Source organism: Streptomyces sp. NBC_00287, from assembly GCF_036173105.1.
GTDB lineage: Bacteria > Actinomycetota > Actinomycetes > Streptomycetales > Streptomycetaceae > Streptomyces.
Map to the genome: position 1 here is coordinate 2075134 of NZ_CP108053.1, position 20111 is coordinate 2095244.

15 protein-coding genes are annotated in these 20111 nt (G+C 69.8%); 5 read left to right on the forward strand and 10 right to left on the reverse strand.

Annotated features, from left to right (window positions below):
- Positions 1–17 precede the first annotated feature (17 nt).
- Positions 18–992, reverse strand: coding sequence for a DNA polymerase Y family protein (locus tag OHT76_RS09455; RefSeq protein WP_328870314.1), 975 nt, complete (start codon positions 990–992; stop codon positions 18–20).
- Positions 989–4402, reverse strand: a complete 3414-nt coding sequence (locus OHT76_RS09460; RefSeq protein WP_328870315.1) for a DNA polymerase III subunit alpha — start codon at positions 4400–4402, stop codon at positions 989–991. The genes OHT76_RS09455 and OHT76_RS09460 overlap by 4 nt, the downstream gene beginning before the upstream one ends.
- Before the next feature lie 133 nt (positions 4403–4535).
- Here OHT76_RS09460 and OHT76_RS09465 point away from each other — a divergent pair, with 133 nt between their 5' ends.
- Positions 4536–5570 carry a DUF3533 domain-containing protein gene (locus OHT76_RS09465; protein ID WP_328870316.1) on the forward strand — a complete coding sequence of 345 codons (1035 nt, stop codon included), beginning with the start codon at positions 4536–4538 and terminating at the stop codon, positions 5568–5570.
- A gap of 65 nt (positions 5571–5635) precedes the next feature.
- Here the strand turns inward: OHT76_RS09465 and OHT76_RS09470 are convergent, their stop codons facing one another.
- From OHT76_RS09470 to OHT76_RS09485, 4 genes are all read right to left on the reverse strand, one after another.
- Complete coding sequence (locus tag OHT76_RS09470; protein WP_328870317.1) at positions 5636–6718, reverse strand: S1 family peptidase; 1083 nt, start codon at positions 6716–6718, stop codon at positions 5636–5638.
- Positions 6719–6994: 276 nt separating this feature from the next.
- Positions 6995–7876 carry a slipin family protein gene (locus OHT76_RS09475; protein ID WP_328876487.1) on the reverse strand — a complete coding sequence of 294 codons (882 nt, stop codon included), beginning with the start codon at positions 7874–7876 and terminating at the stop codon, positions 6995–6997.
- Between the two features lie 169 nt (positions 7877–8045).
- The gene (locus OHT76_RS09480; protein WP_328870318.1) at positions 8046–8954 is read right to left on the reverse strand and encodes a S1 family peptidase; all 909 of its coding nucleotides are present in this window, start codon (positions 8952–8954) and stop codon (positions 8046–8048) included.
- 224 nt (positions 8955–9178) lie between these two features.
- Positions 9179–10342, reverse strand: coding sequence for a DUF5685 family protein (locus OHT76_RS09485; protein ID WP_328870319.1), 1164 nt, complete (start codon positions 10340–10342; stop codon positions 9179–9181).
- A 338-nt stretch (positions 10343–10680) separates the two neighbouring features.
- On the opposite strand from OHT76_RS09485, the gene OHT76_RS09490 reads away from it, so the two are divergent.
- Positions 10681–11118, forward strand: a complete 438-nt coding sequence (locus OHT76_RS09490) for a cell division protein SepF (RefSeq protein WP_315883366.1) — start codon at positions 10681–10683, stop codon at positions 11116–11118.
- A gap of 36 nt (positions 11119–11154) precedes the next feature.
- On the opposite strand, the gene OHT76_RS09495 is transcribed toward OHT76_RS09490, so the two are convergent.
- Both OHT76_RS09495 and OHT76_RS09500 read right to left on the reverse strand, forming a co-directional pair.
- Positions 11155–12333 (reverse strand): acyl-CoA dehydrogenase family protein, encoded by a 1179-nt coding sequence (locus OHT76_RS09495; RefSeq protein WP_328870320.1) that lies wholly within the window; start codon positions 12331–12333, stop codon positions 11155–11157.
- Between the two features lie 98 nt (positions 12334–12431).
- Positions 12432–14027, reverse strand: coding sequence for an MFS transporter (locus OHT76_RS09500; RefSeq protein ID WP_328870321.1), 1596 nt, complete (start codon positions 14025–14027; stop codon positions 12432–12434).
- A gap of 261 nt (positions 14028–14288) precedes the next feature.
- Here OHT76_RS09500 and OHT76_RS09505 point away from each other — a divergent pair, with 261 nt between their 5' ends.
- Both OHT76_RS09505 and OHT76_RS09510 read left to right on the forward strand, forming a co-directional pair.
- Positions 14289–15485, forward strand: coding sequence for a hypothetical protein (locus OHT76_RS09505; protein WP_328870322.1), 1197 nt, complete (start codon positions 14289–14291; stop codon positions 15483–15485).
- Between the two features lie 239 nt (positions 15486–15724).
- On the forward strand, positions 15725–16729 hold the full coding sequence (locus tag OHT76_RS09510) for a phosphatase PAP2 family protein (protein WP_328870323.1): 1005 nt from the start codon (positions 15725–15727) through the stop codon (positions 16727–16729).
- A 106-nt stretch (positions 16730–16835) separates the two neighbouring features.
- Here the strand turns inward: OHT76_RS09510 and OHT76_RS09515 are convergent, their stop codons facing one another.
- Positions 16836–17051: an I78 family peptidase inhibitor gene (locus tag OHT76_RS09515; RefSeq protein ID WP_315883361.1), complete on the reverse strand. Its 216-nt coding sequence runs from the start codon at positions 17049–17051 to the stop codon at positions 16836–16838.
- Positions 17052–17479: 428 nt separating this feature from the next.
- Between OHT76_RS09515 and ctaD the strand changes: the two genes are divergently transcribed.
- Positions 17480–19159 carry an aa3-type cytochrome oxidase subunit I gene (gene ctaD / locus OHT76_RS09520; RefSeq protein WP_328870324.1) on the forward strand — a complete coding sequence of 560 codons (1680 nt, stop codon included), beginning with the start codon at positions 17480–17482 and terminating at the stop codon, positions 19157–19159.
- On the opposite strand, the gene OHT76_RS09525 is transcribed toward ctaD, so the two are convergent.
- Complete coding sequence (locus OHT76_RS09525; RefSeq protein WP_328870325.1) at positions 19050–20075, reverse strand: helix-turn-helix transcriptional regulator; 1026 nt, start codon at positions 20073–20075, stop codon at positions 19050–19052. The two genes, ctaD and OHT76_RS09525, sit on opposite strands and share 110 nt — an antisense overlap.
- Between the last annotated feature and the right edge of the window lie 36 nt (positions 20076–20111).

The window sequence follows — 20111 nt, forward strand, 5'->3', positions numbered from 1 at the left end:
GAACGCACACTAACCGCTCACGCCGCCAACGCCCCAGCCGTGATCGCCCGCGGTCCGAACTTCGCCCGCACCCGATCCGCGACCTCCTCGATCCTCCGCGCCTTCTCGTCGACAGGATCGAAGCTGAGCTGATAGGAGGCCTGTTCAGCGGGATCGAGTCCCTCCGCGCGCAGCACCAACGCCCGCACCCGAGCCCGTTGCAGCCCCAGCCCCTCGTACATGCCGTACGCCACCCGGGTCAGCGCGGCCGAATGCGCGGTCGGCTCCTTCAGCGAACGACTGCGCGAAGTCGCCGACCGATCCGCATACCGCACGGTCAGCGTCAGCGTCCCGCACACCTTGTCCAGTGCCCGCAGCCGCGCCCCCAGCTCCTCCGCGGCCGAGAGCAGCGCGCGACGATGCCGGTCGGCATCCAACTCGTCGCGCTCGAAGGGCCGTTCCGTCACCAGCGACCGAGCGACCGCGTTCGGCACCACCCGCCCACGGTCCACCCCGTTCGCCTTCTCCTGCAGCTCACGCCCCGCCTTCGCCCCGACCAGCCGCTGAAGCGTGGACAGCGGCGCGGCGGCGACCCGGCCGAGGCTGTCGAGCCCGTACTCGCACAGAATGCGAGCCGTCGCCGACCCGACCCCCGGAAGCGCGGTGACAGGCTTGTCCGCGAGGAACTCCACTACGCCGTCCCGCTCTTCGGGCACGACACAGGTCACCCCCGGCCGGGCCTCCCGCAGCGCCATCCGCGCCAGCATCGTCCCCGGCCCGGCCCCGATCACACAGTCCACGCCGTACAGGGCGAGCGCCCGCACCCGGATCACGGAGGCCAGCTCCACCGCACTGCGCCCGAAGTACCGCTCGGCACCCCGCAGATCGACCAGCGCCCTGTCCGGCGGCAACGCCTCCACGACGGGCGTGAACTCCTCCAGCAACCCGAGCAGCCCGGGCAGCGCCGCCTCGTACATCGGCGGCAGTTGGAAACGTACGCAGAGAATGGTCATCCCGCACTCCCCGGACTCTGATGCCACAACTTCCGTATCTGTGAGGGCTCCTGACCCGCAGGACGCAGATCGGCCCACGGATGCATTTCGTATCCGGTCGGCATATGGATGCGCCGACCGCCGGTCGAGTCACCGCCCCCTTCGGGCACCGGCTCCGCAAGCCGCGCCGCGACCACGTCAAGGCCGCCCTCCGCACGCAGCTCGACCAGCTCGGCCAGGTTCCAGGCGGCGGAGCCCACCACGCTGAGGCTGCGCGGCCCGCGCCGCTGGACGACCCCGCGCACCAGCAGCAGCCAGGAGTGGAAGACGGTGTGCGCGCAGGCGTCGTGGGAGTCGTCGAAGAAGGCGAGGTCGACCAGGCCGGTGCCGTCGTCCAACGTAGAGAAGATGACCCTCTTGCCGGACCGGATCGGCGGTGTCTGGGTGGCCGCCTTGGCGCCCGCGACCAGCACCGTCTCACCGTGCCGCGCCTCACGCAGCCGACGCGCGCTGACCACGCCCAACTCCTCCAGGAACGCCCGGTGATCGTCCATCAGATTGCGCGAGGCATCCATGGACAGCACACCCAGCTCGGCACTGAGCTTCTCGGCGGAGGACAGGTCGGGCAGCCCGGCGGGCGCGGTCTTCCGCCCACCCGCCAGCGGGAGTTGACCACCGCCCGCACCCCGCGCTCCCCGGTGCAGCTCGGTCAAGTGCAGTTGCAGATCACGGCGGTTGGCACCGAAGGCGTCCAAGGCGCCTACCTGGGCGAGCCGTTGAGCCAGCGGCCTGCTCGGCCGTGCCCGCTCCCAGAAGTCCAGCAGCGAGGCGTACGGCTGCCCGTCCGCGACCCGCGCCGCCTCGGCCTCACTGATGCCGTGCACATCGGAGAGAGCCAGCCGCAGCCCCCACACCACAGGAGATTCAGACACCAGTTCGATACGGTGTGCGACCGCCGACCGGTTCACATCCAACGGCAGGATCGGCACCCCCCGCCGCCGCGCGTCCGCCAGCAGCAGCCGCTTCGGGTACATCCCGGGGTCGTGGGTGAGCAGCCCGGCGTAGAAGGCGGCCGGGTGGTGCGCCTTCAGCCAGGCCGACTGGTACGTCGGTACGGCGAAGGCGACCGCGTGCGCCTTGCAGAAGCCGTACGACCCGAAGGCCTCGACGATCTCCCAGGTCCGCCGGATCGTCTCCGCGTCATACCCCTTGGCCGCCGCGTGCTGCGCGAACCAGACCCGGATCCGCCCCTGCGACTCCGGGTCGGAGAGCCCGCGCCGCACCTGGTCCGCCTCGGCGCGTCCGCAGCCGGTCATGATGTCGACGATGTCGATGATCTGCTCGTGGAAGACCACGACTCCGTACGTCCCCTTCAGCGGCTCCTCCAGATCCGGGTGCGGATAGCGGACCGGCGCCCGCCCGTGCCGGGCCTCGATGAACGGCCGCACCATGTCGGCGGCGACCGGACCGGGCCTGAAGAGCGAGATGTCGACGACGAGATCATGGAAGCCGGCCGGCTGCAGCCGCCCGACCAGGTCCCGCTGCCCGGGCGACTCGATCTGGAAGCAGCCCAATGTCTCGGTGGAGCGGATGAGTTCGTACGTCGCCGGATCGCCCGGCGCCACCCCGTCCAGGTCGATCCGCTCCCCCGTCGCCCGCTCCACCTCCGCGACCGCGTGTGCCATCGCCGACTGCATCCGCACCCCGAGCACATCCAGCTTGAGCAGCCCGAGGTCCTCCACGTCGTCCTTGTCGAACTGCGACATGGGAAAGCCCTCGCCGCTGGTCGGCATGACCGGCGTACGGGCGAGCAGGGAGGCGTCGGAGAGGAGCACTCCGCAGGGGTGCATGGCGACTCCCCGCGGAAGGGCGTCCAGGGCTTCGGTCAGCTCCCAGAGCCGCCCGTATTTCTCCTTCTCCCCCGCCAGCGCGCGCAGTTCGGGCAGTTCCTCCAGCGCGGCCCGGGCGTCGCGGGCGCGGATGTGCGGGAAGGACTTGGCGATGCGGTCGATGTCGGCGGGGTCCATGGACAGGGCCGCGCCCACGTCCCGGATGGCGTGGCGGACGCGGTACGTCTCCGGCATCGCGACCGTCGCCACCCGCTCGGTGCCGAACCGGCCGATGATCGCGCGGTAGACCTCGAGCCGGCGTGCGGACTCCACATCGATGTCGATGTCGGGCAGGACCAGCCGGCGCTTGGACAGGAAGCGCTCCATCAGCAGCCCGTGCTCGACGGGGTCGGCGTGGGCGATGCCGAGAAGGTGATTGACGAGCGAGCCCGCACCGGAGCCGCGTGCGGCCACCCGGATTCCCATGTCCCGTACGTCGTCCACCACTTGAGCGACCGTCAGAAAGTAAGTGGCGAAGCCGTGGTGGGCGATGATGTCCAGCTCCCGGTGCATCCGCTCCCAGTAGGCGCGCTTGTCGGCGTACCCCTTCAGCACCATCCCCGCCGCAGCCCGGGAGGCGAGCACCCGCTGGGCGGTACGGCGGCCCGCGCCGACGAGATGCGGTTCGGGGAAGTGGACGCTGCCGATGCCGAGGTCGTCCTCGGGGTCGACCAGGCACTCGGCGGCCGTCGCCTGCGTCTGCTCCAGCAGCCGGTGGGCGGTATCGCGCCGGAAGCCCGCGGCCTCCACGATCCGCTCGGCGGCGTGCAGCATGGCGCCGGGGTCCTTGAGCCAGGCCTCTCCGGAGTCCAGTTCCTTGGTGGGGTCGATGGGGACGAGCCGGCGGGCGGCGTCCAGGACGTCGGCGACCGGGCCCTGGCCGGGGTCGGCGTAGCGGACGGCGTTGCTGAGCACCGGCCGGATCCGCTGTTCGGCGGCGAAACCGACGGTACGGGCGGCCAGCCGCAGGGAGCCGGGGCCGGTGCCTTTGCGGCCGTGCCAGACGGCTTCCAGGCGCAGCGCGTCGCCGTAGACCTCCCGCCAGGGGACCAGCAGCCGGGCCGCGCGGTCGGGGCGGCCGGCGGCGAGGGCGCGGCCGACGTCGGAGTCGGGGCCGAGCAGGACGGTCAGGCCGTCGCCGCGGTTGGCGGCCCAGGGCAGTAGCGGCGGGCCTTCGCCGGTGTGCGATGCCGTGACGATTCTGCAGAGGTCGGCCCAGCCGCGGGCGCCGTCCCGGGCGAGGAAGGCGACGCGGGGTGTCGACTCATCGATGAAGGCACCCCCGCGGACGGGAGCGCGGCGCTTTTCCTCTCGTACGGGCGCGAAGCGCTCCACCGCCAGTTCCGTGCCGAACACCGGGCGTACCCCCGCCTTCGCGCAGGCCTTGGCGAAGCGGACCGTGCCGGCGAGGGTGTCGCGGTCGGTGAGGGCGAGGGCGTCCATGCCCCGGTCGGCGGCGCGCTCGGCCAGCCGCTCCGGGTGCGAGGCGCCGTAGCGCAGGGAGAACCCGGAGACGGTGTGCAGATGCGTGAACCCAGGCATCCACACCTCCGATATCGAACATCAGTTCCCGACTGCCTCACCCCCACCATAGACCAAAACCCGAACACATGTACGACAACCGTTCGGCCCTCTCCCACCTGCGGAAACGTCCCTCGCCTCGGACTGTGAGGACATGACACGGAACAGCTTTCTCGGTGAGGTGAAGGACGCGGTCACCCCGCGTGCCACGCTGCTCGTCCTCGGCGTGGTCGCCCTCCAGCTGCTGTTCATTGCGTCCTATGTGGGGGCACTCCACAATCCGAAGCCGAAGGATGTGCCGTTCGGTGTGGTCGCGCCGCAGGCCGCGGTCGAGCAGGCGGTGGCCCGGCTGGACAGGCTGCCCGGCGAGCCGCTGGACCCGCGCGCGGTGGCCGACGAGGCGACGGCGCGGGAGCAGATCATGAACCGGGACATCGACGGCGCGCTGATCATCAACCCGGCCCGGACGACCGACACCCTCCTGGTCGCGAGCGGCGGCGGCACCGTCCTCGCCACCACCCTGGAGCAGTACCTCACCGCCCTGGAGACCTCCCAGCAGCGGACCCTCAGAACGGTGGACGTGGCCCCGGCCTCACCCGAGGACTTCGACGGCCTGTCGTCCTTCTACCTGGTCGTCGGCTGGTGCGTCGGCGGCTATCTGTGCGCCTCGATCCTGGCGATCAGCACCGGCGCCCGCCCCGCCAACCCGCGCCGCGCGGTGATCCGGCTGGTCGTGATGGCGCTGGTGGCGATCGTCGGCGGGCTCGGCGGCGCGGTGATCGTGGGTCCGATCCTGGACGCCCTGCCGGGCGGTGTGACGGCCCTGTGGGGGCTCGGCGCCCTGGTCACCTTCTCGGTGGGGGCAGCCACGCTCGCCCTCCAGGGTGTCTTCGGGATCGTCGGCATCGGCCTGGCGATCCTGCTCGTGGTGATCGCGGGCAACCCGAGCGCGGGCGGCGCCTTCCCGCTGCCGATGCTCCCGCCGTTCTGGCAGGCGATCGGCCCCGCACTGCCCCCGGGCGCCGGAACCTGGGTGGCCCGCTCGATCGCGTACTTCAAGGGCAACGACACGACCGGCGCCCTGCTGGTGCTGTCGGCATGGGCGGCGGCCGGAATCGTGATCACGCTGGCGGCGGCGGCCCTGCGTGAGAAGCGCGGGGGCGAGCCGCTGCCGACTGAGGCGCGGTAGCGCTCCAAAACAAGAAGTCCCGCCCCTCGCGCGCGGGGCGGGACTTCACGAAGCTACGAGAACCGTCAGCCGATCTCGGTACCCGTCGCCGACAGCGCCTCCGTCACCGGCTGGAAGAACGTCTCCCCGCCGGAGGTGCAGTCACCGCTGCCGCCGGACGTGAGGCCGATCGCCTTGTCGCCGGAGAACAGCGAGCCGCCGCTGTCGCCGGGCTCGGCGCAGACGTCGGTCTGGATCAGGCCGTTGACGATGTCGCCGTTGCCGTAGTTCACGGTGGCGTCGAGGCCGGTGACCGTACCGGAGTGCACCTGGGTGGTCGAACCGCTCCGCGTGACCTCCATACCGACCGTGGCGTCGGCCGCACCGGAGATCGCCTGCGAGGAACCGTCGTAGAGGTTCACCTCGCTCGGGTGCTCGACCTCGGCCGTGTACTTGACCAGGCCGTAGTCGTTGTCGGGGAAGCTGGACACCTCGTTGGTGCCGAGCTCGTTCCCGTTCGAGTCCTGCCAGTTGGTGATGCCCTCGGTGCAGTGACCCGCGGTCAGGAAGTACGGCTCGCCGCCCTTGACCACGTTGAAGCCGAGGGAGCACCGGCCGCTGCCGTCGGTGATGGCGTCACCGCCCGCGACGAAGGGCTTGAACTCCCCCTTGGTGCGCTGGAGTTCCGCCGTGGCCCCGAGCCCGTCGACGACCTTGCCGAGCGTGGCCCACTCGGCGTCCGAGACCGTACGGTCGGCCGTGACGACGATTCTGTTGGTCGTCGGGTCGGTCACCCAGGAGGTGCCCGGAATGGTGGCGTCCTGCTTGAGCGTGCCGCGCGCGCTCTTGAGCTCCGCAAGGGAGTTCGCCACGACCCGCGCCTTGGCGCCGGCCGCCTCGACGGTCTCGGCCGCGGTCTTGTCCAGCACGTTCACGATGAGGTTCTTGCTCTGCGCGTCGTAGTACGTGCCGGCCGCGTCGGTACCGAGGTCCTTGACGAGCGTCGAGGCGAGCTTTCCGGCCGCCGTGACCGACAGGGTCTCGGGCGTGGCGGTCGTCGAGGGCTCGCTGGCGTTCGCAGTCTGGAAGGTGACACCCGCGGCCACCAGTGCGGCGATGCCCGCACCTACCGCGGCGGCCCGCCGCTTGGGTATGCGTCGGTGCTTCAACTCACGTCCTCCTGTGGGGGGTCGGTCCGGAGGTTGTGGGGACCTCACAGACCGGAAGGCGTACGGAAACGGAGGCGGCGCACAACAAATGCCGCGTCCGTACCGGTTGATCGCCGCCCACTATTCCGAGGCTCACAGGGCGTACACAAGGTCGACTTCAGGACGTACACACGGTCACCACGACTCGTTCGCCCGGGCTTGGCCATGCACAGTCACCCCAGGTGCGTTCGCAGTGCAAACGCTACGCGTGAGTAACTCATATGCAGCGCGTAAGGTCTACTCCTGTCCTGAAACAGACCTTTCGGGGTCCGGATCCAAGACCGGCTCGGCGAGCGGGAGTTGCTCCGCCGTCACAGAACGCGCTTGCTGCGGAGCCGCGGGTGCGGGTTGCTGTACCGGCTGCTGTGCCCGCTCCAGGAACCTCAGCAGCTCCACCGGGAACGGCAGCACCAGCGTCGAGTTCTTCTCGGCCGCGACCGCCACCACCGTCTGCAGCAGCCGCAGTTGGAGCGCGGCAGGGGTGGCCTCCATCTGTTGCGCCGCCTCGGCGAGCTTCTTCGACGCCTGGAGTTCGGCGTCGGCGTTGATGACCCGGGCCCGCCGGTCCCGCGCGGCCTCGGCCTGCCGGGCCATCGACCGCTTCATCGTCTCGGGCAGGGAGACGTCCTTGATCTCGACCCGGTCGATCGAGACACCCCAGCCGATGGCCGGGCTGTCGAGCATCAACTCAAGACCTTGATTGAGCTTCTCACGGTTGGCGAGCAGATCGTCCAGATCGCTCTTGCCGATGATGGACCGCAGCGAGGTCTGCGCCATCTGCGAGACCGCGAACCGGTAGTCCTCGACCTGCACCAGGGCGTCGGACGCGTCCACCACCTTGAAGTACACGACCGCGTCCACCCGCACCGTGACGTTGTCCCGGGTGATGCCCTCCTGGGCCGGCACCGGCATCGTCACGATCTGCATGTTCACCTTGTGCAGCCGGTCCACGAACGGGACGACCAAGGTGAATCCGGGCCCGCGCACCTGGGACCGGAGCTTGCCGAGCCGGAAGACGACCCCGCGCTCGTACTGTTTGACGACCCGCGCCGCCGCCATCACATACACCGCTCCGACGGAGGCGAGCGCCGCTCCCGCCGCCACCAGCTCCTCGACCATCACGGCCCCCAGGGTCCGAAGTGGACGCATCAGGTTGTCAGGTGCCTACCTGGTGTCTCCTTCGACCGTAACTCCGGGCTCGGCACAAGGGCGAGCCCCCGCACGACAGTTGCGTACGGGGGCTCACTTGCTGCTGGCTGTGGAGCGGGTGTCTGTGGAACAGCCGTCTCTAGAAGACGCTCATCCCGTAGGCGTTCAGAGCCTCCACGACGGGCTGGAAGAAGGTCGTGCCGCCGGAGGAGCAGTTGCCGCTGCCGCCGGAGGTCAGACCGTACGCGGTGCCGTTGCTGCCGTAGAGCGGGCCACCGGAGTCGCCGGGCTCGGCACAGACGTTGGTCTGGATCATGCCGTAGACGATGTCGCCGCCGCCGTAGTTGACGGTCCGGTTGAGACCGGTGACGCTGCCGGTGTGGATACCGGTGGTGGAGCCGTCACGGATGACGCTGGTGCCCACGGTCGGGTTGGCCGCCCTGACGATGTCCGTGTTGCCGGCGGTGCCCGACTTGGTGATCGAGGTGTTGGTGTACCGGACGAGACCGTAGTCGTTCGTCGGGAAGCTGGAGCCGGCGGTCGGTCCGAGGACCGTCGTACGGCCGGAGTTGGAGTACCACGTGCCCGCGCCGTCGGTGCAGTGACCGGCGGTGAGGAAGTAGTAGGCTCCCGCGCTGTTGCGGACGTTGAAGCCGAGGGAACAGCGCCAGCTACTCGCATAGATGGCGTCGCCACCGGCGATGTACTTCTCGAACTTGCCCGGGGTCTTCTTGATCGTCAGCGCGTCGGCGTCGGCGCCGGCCTGCTGCTTGATCTTCGCTATCTCGGCCTTGGAGACCGTGCTGTCGACGGTGACGACGACACGGTTGGTCTTGCTGTCGACGCCCCAGGCAGTACCCGGCACGTCGGCCTTGAGCACAGAGCTGCTCGCGCTCTTCAGCTCGGCGGAGCTGAAGGTGGTGGGGGTGTCGGCAGCGTTCGCGCTGGGGATCGCGATGGCCGCCGCGGCCACGAGGCCGGTAGATACGGCGATCAGCCGGGTCCGTCTCGCTACGCCGCTGCGGGGGGTGGTGCGCTTGATCCTCACTTTTCGTTCCTCCACATGGGAAGTCGGGGGCCCTCGTGGGGTTTCGGGCCCGTGAGGCGCAGCCAGGAGCCGGTTCCATCCGGATTCCGAACACGCCGTGCCCCTGACAAGCGCTGGGGGGAGTATTCGGCGGCACGCTTGATCGACACAAGAGCGCCTTTCAGCCGTCAACTAAATGACAGGCCGGCGCAGCTGCGTGCGCTCATGACCTCCAGCGACCCCGCTCAGCAGCTGCATCCGCAATCACACCCATCGCACCCACAGCTGTCACAGCAGTTCCCGCAGCAATCGCAGCAGCTGCAGCAGTCCCCGCACCCACTGCAATCGCAATTCGCGCACAGCCCCTCCCGCCGCTGCCGCGACCAGGGGTCCTCGAATTCCCCGCAGCACATCTGGCAGGTACAGGCCAATCCCAGCCACACCGCACATCCCGCAAGCAGCCCGCGCCGATCCCGCCGGGGCGGCTCGGGAGGCAGCGGCGGGCTCCCGGGACCGCCGGGCGGAGCGTAAGGACCGGCCATGTGCGAGCACGACGCGCTGCCGAACGCCCGGTCCACCGACCGCCGCAGCTCATGCACCAACAACAGATGCACCAGCTTCGGATCGGTGAAGGACACCTCCCGCAGCGCCAGCCGTATCCCATGCACCGCGTCATCGGCGAGCCGACGGGCCTCCGTCAAGGACGTCCCCGTCGCGGTCAGCGGGTTCCACGCCCCCGACGCCGCGTCAGCTTCCTTGTCCTCCACGGCATCCAGCAGATGCGCCAGCCGCCCGAACAGCCGCCCCGCCTCGGCGAGCGGCTCGGCATTGAGCGGACGCCCCGCCAGCACCGCCGTATGCGCGAAGGCCGCCGCCGTCGCCGTCTCGGTCGGCTCGGTCACGACCAGCAGCGAGGTCCCGGGACCGGCCAGCGCCTCGATCCCGACCTGCCGCTCGACCGCATCGACCAGCAACCCGGTGTCGAACCCCACGGCGGAACCACTGCGCGCCCCCGCCGCACCCCAACTGGAAGCGACCCGGCGCGCGGCAAGCGCCACCGGCTTGCGCGCCAGCAGGCCGTCCCCGTCGGCGAGATGGTCCCGCACCTTCGCGGAGGCCAGCACCAGCGACACCGCCGCCGCCAGCCGCGCCCCCTCCCCCTGCGCCACGGACGCCGTCCGCATCCCGCGCAAGGGGCACGGCCCCGCCGTACGCCGCAGCCCCTCGTCCGCGACGGCCTGAGCCTCCGTCAGAACGGAGATCAGCAGCCCGTCGTAGTTCGTCACCACCCGCGCGAACTGGCCGTGGTCCCCGCGCAACGCCAGGCAGAGACCGCACAGATGAGCCATCCACTGACCGGCGAGCCGCTCCCCGAGCCGATGCCGACAGGGCCTGACTATTCCGAACACGACGTTCCCCCGTGGTTCGTACGACATTGAGTACGGCATTGAGTACGACATTGAGCCGCCGCATCGTATCGACCGCCCCTGTGGCCCCTTCCACGCCCTCCCGCTTCACCCGTACGCACCGCAGATCACCCATACGCCGCGAAGAATCATATTTCACTCACAGTCAGCAGCCATGTGGGGCAAGGCCCTTGGCACACCTGGGCTCTCGACGTATGCGCTGTGCACCAGTACCGTCACAAACCCCCCGCGCGGCGTCTATCCACTTGGCGCGCCGTCCGCATCATGGATGACCATAGGGATGCGGAAAGCAAGAAAGACCGCTGTGAGAGGAGGCGTCCATGGGATCGGTGCGCAAGGCGAGTGCCTGGCTGGGCCTCGTTGACGACAACGATGACGAGCGTTACTACGACGACGACTACTCCGAAGGGACCGAGTCCGGGGATGCCTGGGTCACCGACCCGCGGGTCAAGGTGGCGTCGGACGTGGCCGAGGAGAAGGGCCGCCGGATCGGCACGGTCACCCCGGACAGCTTCCGGGACGCCCGCGCCATCGGTGAGCTGTTCCGGGACGGTGTCCCGGTCATCATGAACCTCACGGCCATGGAGGCCGCCGACGCCAAGCGCGTCGTCGACTTCGCGGCAGGACTGATCTTCGGTCTTCGCGGCTCGATCGAGCGCGTGTCCACCCGGGTGTTCCTGCTGACCCCGGCCGACACGGAGATCATCAACGGCGAGCCGGCCGCGCACCGGACCGACGGTTTCTTCAACCAGAGCTGAGGCAGGGCCGCTGAAACGGCCCTGCTCCCTCGGGGTTCACCGGAAGGCGTCGAGCCCGGTGAGCGCCTTGCCCAGCACGAGCTGGTGCATCTCGACGGTGCCCTCATAGGTGAGCACCGATTCGAGGTTCGTCGCATGCCGCATGATCGGGTACTCCAGCGAGATCCCGTTGGCGCCGAGGATCGTCCGCGCCGTACGGCAGATGTCGATGGCCTCGCGGACGTTGTTGAGCTTGCCGAAGCTGACCTGCTCGGGACGCAGGCGGCCGGCGTCCATGCGCCGCCCCAGATGGTGGGCGAGCAGAATCCCCTTGTGCAGTTCGACCGCCATGTCGGCGAGCTTGGCCTGGGTGAGCTGGAAGCCACCGATCGGCCGCCCGAACTGCTCCCGCGACTTCGCGTAGTCGACCGCGGTCTCGAAGCAGGAGCGGGCCGCGCCCATGGAGCCCCAGACGATGCCGTAGCGCGCGTGCGAGAGACAACTGAGCGGTCCGCGCAGGCCGGTGACCTCGGGGAGGACGGCGTCGGCGGGCAGCCGTACCTCGTCGAGGACGAGTTCGCTGGTGACCGAGGCGCGCAGGGACAGCTTGTGCTTGATCTCGGGGGCGGAGAAGCCGGGGCTGTCGGTGGGTACGACGAAGCCGCGGATGCCGTCCTCGGTCTGCGCCCAGACGACGGCGACCCCGGCGACGGACCCGTTGGTGATCCACATCTTGCGGCCCGTCAGAACCCAGTCGCCGCCGTCGCGTTTGGCGTACGTCCGCATGTTGGCCGGGTCGGAGCCGTGGTCCGGCTCGGTGAGCCCGAAACAGCCGATGACCTCGCCGGAGGCCATGCGGGGCAGCCAGTTCTGCTTCTGCTCCTCGCTGCCGTAGCGGTGGATGGCGTACATGGCGAGGGAGCCCTGCACGGAGACCAGGGACCGGATGCCGGAGTCGGCGGCCTCCAGCTCCAGACAGGCGAGCCCGTACTGCACGGCGGAGGCCCCGGCGCAGCCGTACCCGCTCAGCGACATCCCAAGGGCGCCGATGGAGCCGAGCTCGCGGGCCAGTTCGCGGATGCCGGGCAGCTCGCCGGTCTCGTACCACTCGGCGACATACGGCAGGACGCGGTCGGCGGCCCACCGGCGGACGGTGTCGCGGACGGCGAGGTCCTCGGGCTCCAGCAGGTCGTCGATGCCGAGCGGATCGGCGGGATCGAACGGGGGCAACGGCATGGGAGACCCTCCGGCAGCTCAAAAACTAGCAGCGCTAGTCACGGGTTGAAGGCCGACGTTACGACGCAGTCTCCACCACGTCCAGGGTTCTCAGCCTCTCAGGCGGTGACCCGGGCCTGCGCGACCTCCCGCGGCGCCGGTACCTCCACCGGGGCCGTCGCCTCGCAGTTCATCGTCCGTGGCAGCCTGAGCGCCATCACCGCGCCGAGCAGCAGCAGTCCCGCGCTGACCAGCAGCGTCACATGCAGCCCGTGGACGAAGCAGTTCCGCGCCACATCGCGCAGGGTCTCCCCGGCGTCGCCGCCCAGCTGTCCGGCCACCTCGTAGGCCTCGCCCAGCGAATGCCCCGCCGCCGCGGACGCCGAGGCGGGCACGCCGGGGACGGAGGAGAGACCGGGCGTGTAGGCCGCGTTCATGACGGTGCCCAGCAGCGCGATACCGATGCCCGCGCCGAGCTGGTACGAGGTCTCACCGATCGCCGCCGCGCCGCCCGCCTGCTCCGGCGGTGCCTCGCTCAGCATCGACTCATACGCCCCGAACAGCGTGGTCTCCAGACCGAAGCCCAGCAGCACGAACCCGGACAGCATCAGCGCGGGATTGTCCGTCCCGCCCATCGCCGTCAGCAGGACCACCGCGAACGCCGTCAGACAGAACCCCGAGCACACCATCCGCCGCGGCCCGAACCGGCGCAGCATCCGCGCTCCGGCGAGCCCCGCGCCCATCGCCGCGAACGTCAGCGGCAGCAGCCGCAGCCCCGTCTCCAGCGGCGACAGACCGAGGACCAGTTGCAGATACTGCGCCGCGATCAGCTCCAGGCCGACCAGGGCGAGCATCGCCAGCACGATGCAGCCCACCGAGGTGCTGAACGCGGGGCGCGAGAACATCCGCAGGTCCACCAGGGGGTGCTCGCGGCGCCGCTGGCGTCGTACGAAAAGGACCAGCAGGGCCGCGCCCACCAGCAGGGGCAGTACGCCGGCCCCGTCGAACTCGCCGCCGCCGAGCCGCTTCACGCCCAGCACGACCCCGAACAGACCGGCCGCCGCCATCAGCGCGCCGACCACGTCCCAGGGACCGCGGCCGTCGCCCTTGGACTCGGGCAGCAGCAGCCGGCCCACCGGCAGGCTGATCAGCATCAGCGGGATGTTGACGAGGAAGACCGAGCCCCACCAGAAGTGCTCCAGCAGGAAGCCGCCGAGCAGCGGTCCGACCGCCGCGCCGACCGCTGCGACCGCGCTCCAGATGCCGATCGCGAGCGCCCGCTCACGCCGGTCGGGGAAGACCTGGCGGAGGATCGAGAGGGTGGCCGGCATGATCATCGCGCCGCCGACGCCGAGCAGTGCCCGGGCCACGATCAGCACCTGGGCGGTGTCGGCGAGGGCGGCCATCGCGGAGGCGACGCCGAACAGGCCGTATCCGAGAAGCAGGATCCGTCTGCGGCCGACCCGGTCGCCCAGCGTGCCGAAGAGGATCAGCAGCGAGGCGCAGACGAGCGGGTAGATGTCGACGATCCAGAGCAGTTCTATACCGCCGGGCCTGAGATCCTCGGTGACGGCGGGCACCGCCACATGCAGCACGGTGGCGTCGACGGCGACCAGCAGCAGGCTGGCGCACAGGACCACGAGGACGACCCAGCGGTTGGCACCGGCCCCGGCCGCCCTACGGCGCAGCAGAGCGGCCGTGGTCGTCCCGGACATGTACGTACCTCCCAGATGTTCCCTCGCGTTCGGCGGGCTCACGGGGTGGGGACTCCCCGTGACTCGGCCGGAGAGGAGCGGTGGTCTCCGGCCCGCGCAACGAAGCGAGTGACTCGTCAGAGTACGCGAGTCCGTGCCGGTGCCTAGTGGCGGACCTCTCAGACTCCGGACAGAACACGTGTGGCGTACGCCACTTTCCTCCCCTTGTCGAGCACGCCCCGGTGGGCCGCCCGGTTCCAGGGCGCACTGATAATCGAGCCCGTGACCGACCTTTCTACGCGCGTGCAACGAGCGGCACCTGCCCTCCTGGGGTACGCCGCCGTGCGCGCCCTGGGCCTGCTCGCCCTGGCCCTGTGGAGCGCGGCGCGCGACAAGAGTGCGTACACCCTGCTGACCGCCCGCTGGGACTCGCTCTGGTACACCAGGGTCGCCGAGCTGGGGTACGGCTACGAGGTGCGGCTGCCCAACGGCGACGTGCACTCGAACCTGGCCTTCTTTCCGCTGCTGCCCTGGCTGGAGCGGCTGTTCGCGGCCGTCACGCCGCTGTCGTACGCGGACGCCGGGTTCCTGGTCGCGGTGCTCGCCTCGTTCGCCGCGGCCTGGGGGATCTTCGCGGTCGCCGACCATGTGTACGGCCACCGCGTGGGGGTCTGCGCGGTGCTGCTGTGGGCGGTGCTGCCGGTCGGGATCGTGCAGTCGATGGCGTACAGCGAGTCACTGTTCACGGCGCTGGCGGCCTGGTCGCTGTACGCGATCCTGACGGGCCGCTGGGTGACCGCCGGAACGCTGGCCCTGCTGGCCGGTCTGACCCGCCCGGTCGGGCTCGCCGTCGTGGCGGCGGTATGGGCGGCCGGGATTGCCTCGTTCGTGCGGGACCGAAGCGCGGCGCCCGCCAACCGCGCGCACGACCCCGAGGGCGCCCCCTCTCCTGTGGGCGGCCCGACCCCGCCCGGCGCATCCGCCACCCGGCGCGCCCTGGGCATGCTGCTCGCGCCCCTGGGAGCCGCCGGTTACGTCCTGTGGGTCGGCCACCACACCGGCAAGGGCCCGCTCGGCTATCTCGACGTCCAGGCCGGCTGGCGCAACGGCTTCGACGGCGGCTACGCCTTCGCCCGTTTCGTCGCCGACAAGTTCACGTCGTTTCCCTCGGCGCTCGCCGGACTCGCACTGATCGTCGGCGTCGGCCTCGTGGTGTGGCTGTACGTCATCTGCGTCCGGCAGGGCCAGCCGCTCCCCCTGCTGGTGTACGCGAGTCTCGTCCTCGCGCTCGCCCTGTGCGCGTCGAGCTACTTCGGCTCGAAACCGCGCCTGCTGCTGCCCGCCTTCCCGCTGCTGCTGCCCCTCGCCCTGGCCCTGGCCCGGCTGCGAACGCGCAGGTCGGCCGAGGTGCTGGCGCTGATCGCGGTGGCGTCGGCGGTCTATGGGGCGTTCTGGCTGAACGGCTCCGGTCCGCCGTGACGGGTTCCGGTCCACCCGATGATCACCAAGAGAATTCAGGGCCAGCTTTCGGTGAACGAATTCATAAACCACATAAAACCGTGCGCTGGAATGATCAAAGGAATTGAAGGGCGCGAGCTCCTGTGATTGCGAAGTCGTAGGAAATAAGCCGCTCCCTGAGAGGAATCCCACATCACATCGTCATCACAAACCGGCGGAATCGACGGGGTTCTGAGCTCACTCGCTGTAACGTCGATTGGGTGCGTACCGAACGAAACCTCACCCGTCTGGACCGGGTGTTCGCGAGGCTGGACCGTGAGCCGGAACGGCCGGCCCACATCGATGTGCCGAAGATGAGCCGGCACAGGGTCGCGCTTTTCGCCGCGACCCTGGCCTTCTACGGGGCGATCGTGTGGGCCGTGGTCATCACTTCGTGGCTGGTCCGACTCGACTGGCAGGTCATGTTCTTCCGGCCGTACCAGCAGTGGTCGGAGATCCACGCATTCGTCGACTACTACGTGGTGCTCGGCCAGCGCGGCCCCACCGCGGTGATGATCGCGGCCTGGCTGGGCTGGCGTTCCTGGCGGCAGCACACGGTGCGCCCGCTGCTCGCGCTCGGCGTCTCGCTTCTGTTGCTGAACGTCACGGTCGGCGCCGCCAAGCTCAGCATGGGCCGCCTCGGACCGCACTACGCGACCACCGTCGGCTCCAACGAGATGTGGCTCGGCGGCGATATATTTCCCAGCGGCCACACCGCCAACGCCGTGGTGACCTGGGGAATCCTGGCCTATCTGGCCTCCACCCCGGCCGCCCGCCGCTGGCTGTCCGCGCTGTCGGCGGTGACCTCGCTGGGCGTCGGTCTGTCCACGGTCTATCTCGGTACGCACTGGCTGAGCGATGTGCTCCTCGGCTGGGCCGCGGGTCTGCTGATCCTGCTCGCGCTGCCCTGGTTCGAGCCGCTGATCGCCCGCGCCGAGTCCGGGATCTTCGATCTGCGCGACCGCTGGCGGGCCCGCCGCGCAGGTCAGGCCCCCGTACCGGCCGCTCCGGTCGAGGTCCCGGTGCTGCTCAAGCCGCGCGAGTCGGCACAGGACGTCTCCCCCACGGCCCGTTCGCCCCGGGCGCCGGTCTATCTGGCGCCCGGCCCGCACACGGCCCGCTCGGAGCGCACCCCGGTCACTCCGGTCGGCAGCCGCAGACCACCGCAGACCGACCGCGTCTCTCGCGGTACGACCTCGACGGCCCGGCCCCTGACGGGCGGCTAGCCGCCGCAGGCCGGCGGGGCTCGGTACGCACAGCCCATCCCCGCAGCGACGGCCCCGGTTCCCTTCGTGATTCCTCACGGGGAGCCGGGGCCGTCGTCGTACCGGCTCAGCCCTTCCAGGCCCGGGTCACCAGACCGTCGCGCACCTCGAAGTTCAGCCGTCCCACGCGGTACTCCATGGTGATGATCGCGCCCGGCGGCAGCGACCGTACGGTGGACCAGCCCCGTTCGCGGGCGAGCCGCTCGGCTCGGTCGGCGTCCAGACCGAGATAGCTGTCCGGCTGGTCCTGGGGTTCGGCGGGGGGTGTCGGAATCGGTGCCATGCCGCCACGCTAGGCCCTGTCGGGAGGCTTGGGCCAGAGGAGAACGGACACCCCGTCACTCATCCCCCTCCGGTCACACTTTTGTCACAGGATCACGACACGCGTTTCGCTCTAACTCCGTCACACGGACGAGCGGTTCCCTACGCCTTTCGCAGGTATTCGAACGTAATTCCCGCGTGTCGCGACGGCTCACCCAATAGCCCGACGGAAAGTGCCGGGAGAACTCCCCCCGGACTCCCTTCTTTCCCGATTCCGCGCGGCTCCGAGGGAACTGACGCCACACAGGAATTGCCTCGCCGCGGCACAGACCCCTGGTACGCCCCCTGTCGGAGCGCGCGGCGACGCGAGCATCATGGCGTGGGCTCGCGGGCACGCGCGGCGCGGGCTTCAGCGGGCCCGGGGCAGGCGAGCGAAGGGGCGAGCGAGCGATGGGCACTGAGACCGTGCAGGCGCCGGTACGACCCGTGCGGACCAAGCGGACGGGCCGGGTGATCGTCGACTGGCTGACCACCACGGACCACAAGAAGATCGGCCATCTGTATCTGATCACCTCGTTCCTGTTCTTCCTGCTCGGCGGGGTGATGGCGCTGCTGATGCGCGCCGAGCTGGCCAGGCCCGGGCTGCAGCTCATCGACAACCAGCAGTTCAACCAGCTCTTCACGCTGCACGGCACGATCATGCTGCTGCTCTTCGCGACCCCGGCGTTCGCGGGCTTCGCCAATGAGCTGATGCCGTTGCAGATCGGCTCCCCCGACGTCGCCTTCCCACGGCTGAACATGCTGTCGTACTGGTTCTATCTGTTCGGCGGCCTGATCGTGATCGGCTCGCTGCTGGTGCCGTCCGGGCCCGCCGACTTCGGCTGGTTCGCCTACGCGCCGCTCAACAGTCTGGAGCGCTCCCCGGGCATCGGGAGCGATCTGTGGATCATGGGTCTCGCGCTGGCCGGGTTCGGCACGATCCTCGGTGCGGTCAACTTCATCACCACCATCGTGGGGATGCGCGCGCCCGGCATGACGATGTTCCGGATGCCGATCTTCGTGTGGAACACGCTGTTCACGTCGATCATGATCCTGATGGCGTTCCCGGTGCTCGCGGCGGCGCTGCTGTGTCTGGAGGCGGACCGGCGCTTCGGCTCGCACATCTTCGACGCGGCCAACGGCGGGGCGCTGCTGTGGCAGCACTTGTTCTGGTTCTTCGGCCATCCCGAGGTGTACATCATCGCGCTGCCGTTCTTCGGCATCGTCAGCGAGATCATCCCGGTCTTCTCGCGCAAGCCCATGTTCGGCTATCTGACGCTGATCGCGGCGACGATGGCGATCACGGGTCTGTCGATGGTGGTGTGGGCGCACCACATGTTCGCCACCGGTGCGGTGTTGCTGCCGTTCTTCTCCTTCATGAGCTTCCTGATCGCGGTGCCGACGGGCGTGAAGTTCTTCAACTGGACCGGCACCATGCTCAAGGGCTCGCTGTCCTTCGAGACGCCGATGCTGTGGGCGGTGGGCTTCCTGGTGACGTTCCTGTTCGGCGGACTGACCGGGGTGATCCTGGCCTCGCCGCCGATGGACTTCCACGTCACCGACACCTACTTCGTCGTCGCGCACTTCCACTACGTCGTGTTCGGCACCGTGGTGTTCGCGATCTTCGCCGGGTTCTACTTCTGGTGGCCGAAGTTCACCGGGAAGATGCTCGACGAGCGGCTCGGGAAGATCCAGTTCTGGACGCTGTTCGTCGGCTTCCACACCACGTTCCTGGTGCAGCACTGGCTGGGCGCGGAGGGCATGCCCCGCCGGTACGCCGACTATCTGGCCGCCGACGGCTTCACGGCGCTCAACACGATCTCGACCATCGGCTCGTTCCTGCTCGGCATCTCGACGCTGCCGTTCCTGTACAACGTCTGGAAGACGGCGAAGTACGGCGAGAAGGTAGAGGTCGACGACCCCTGGGGCTACGGCCGTTCGCTGGAGTGGGCGACGTCCTGTCCGCCCCCGCGGCACAACTTCACCACTCTGCCCCGGATCCGCTCGGAGTCCCCGGCGTTCGATCTGCACCATCCCACGTTCGCGGAACTCGCTCCAGAGCCCGAGAAAGCCGGTCCCGAGCGGTCCTGATCGCGTCCGTCAGCTCGAGGGGCTCCAGCACCTCGAACTCGAAGCCCAGCAGCATCACATGGATCACCATCACATCGAGGCTGCCGGCCCCGGTGCGCAGCAGACAGCTGCGCGGGCCCTCGGGCTCCAGCACCCCGGCGGAGGGCGAGATGTGCTCGGCGGCCTCCCTCAGGGGCACCAGCAGCCGGATCAGGGCGTGGGTGGCGTACGCGCGCGTGGAGACGCCCTGGGACACGTAGGCCGCGAGGTCGTCGGCGGGCGGGCGGCGCGGGGTGAAGCGGGGGCCGTGCGGGGGCCTGGGCGTGATGCGGTCGACGCGGAAGGTGCGCCAGCCGTTCCGGTCGAGGTCCCAGGCGACCAGGTACCAGCGGCGCTCGGTGCACACCAGCCGGTGCGGCTCGGCTCTGCGGACGGTGAGGGTGCCGTCGTGGCCCCGGTACTCGAAGCGCAGCAGTTCGGCGTCCCGGCACAGGTGGGCCAGTTCGGTCAGGACACCGGGGTCCACGACCGAGGGCTGGTCGCGCAGCATCGGCACGGTGAACGCGTTGAGGGCGCTGACCCGGCGGCGCAGCCGGTTCGGCAGGACCTGTTCCAGCTTGGTGAGGGCCCGCACGGAGGTCTCCCCGATGCCCTCGATGCCCTGTCCGGCGGCCGTGCGCAGCCCTACGGCCACGGCGACCGCCTCGTCGTCGTCGAGGAGCAGCGGCGGCAACTCGGCGCCGGCGCCCAGCTGGTACCCGCCGCCGGTGCCGGGACTGGCGTTGACCGGGTAACCCAGCTCGCGCAGCCGCTCCACGTCCCGCCGGACCGTACGGGGGGTGACACCGAGACGCTCGGCGAGTTGAGCGCCGGACCAGTCCCGGTGGGCCTGGAGTAGCGAGAGCAGGCGCAGCAGTCGTGCCGAGGTCTCCAACATGGTGCCGAGTCTGCCAGCGCAACCGGACAGTAACGG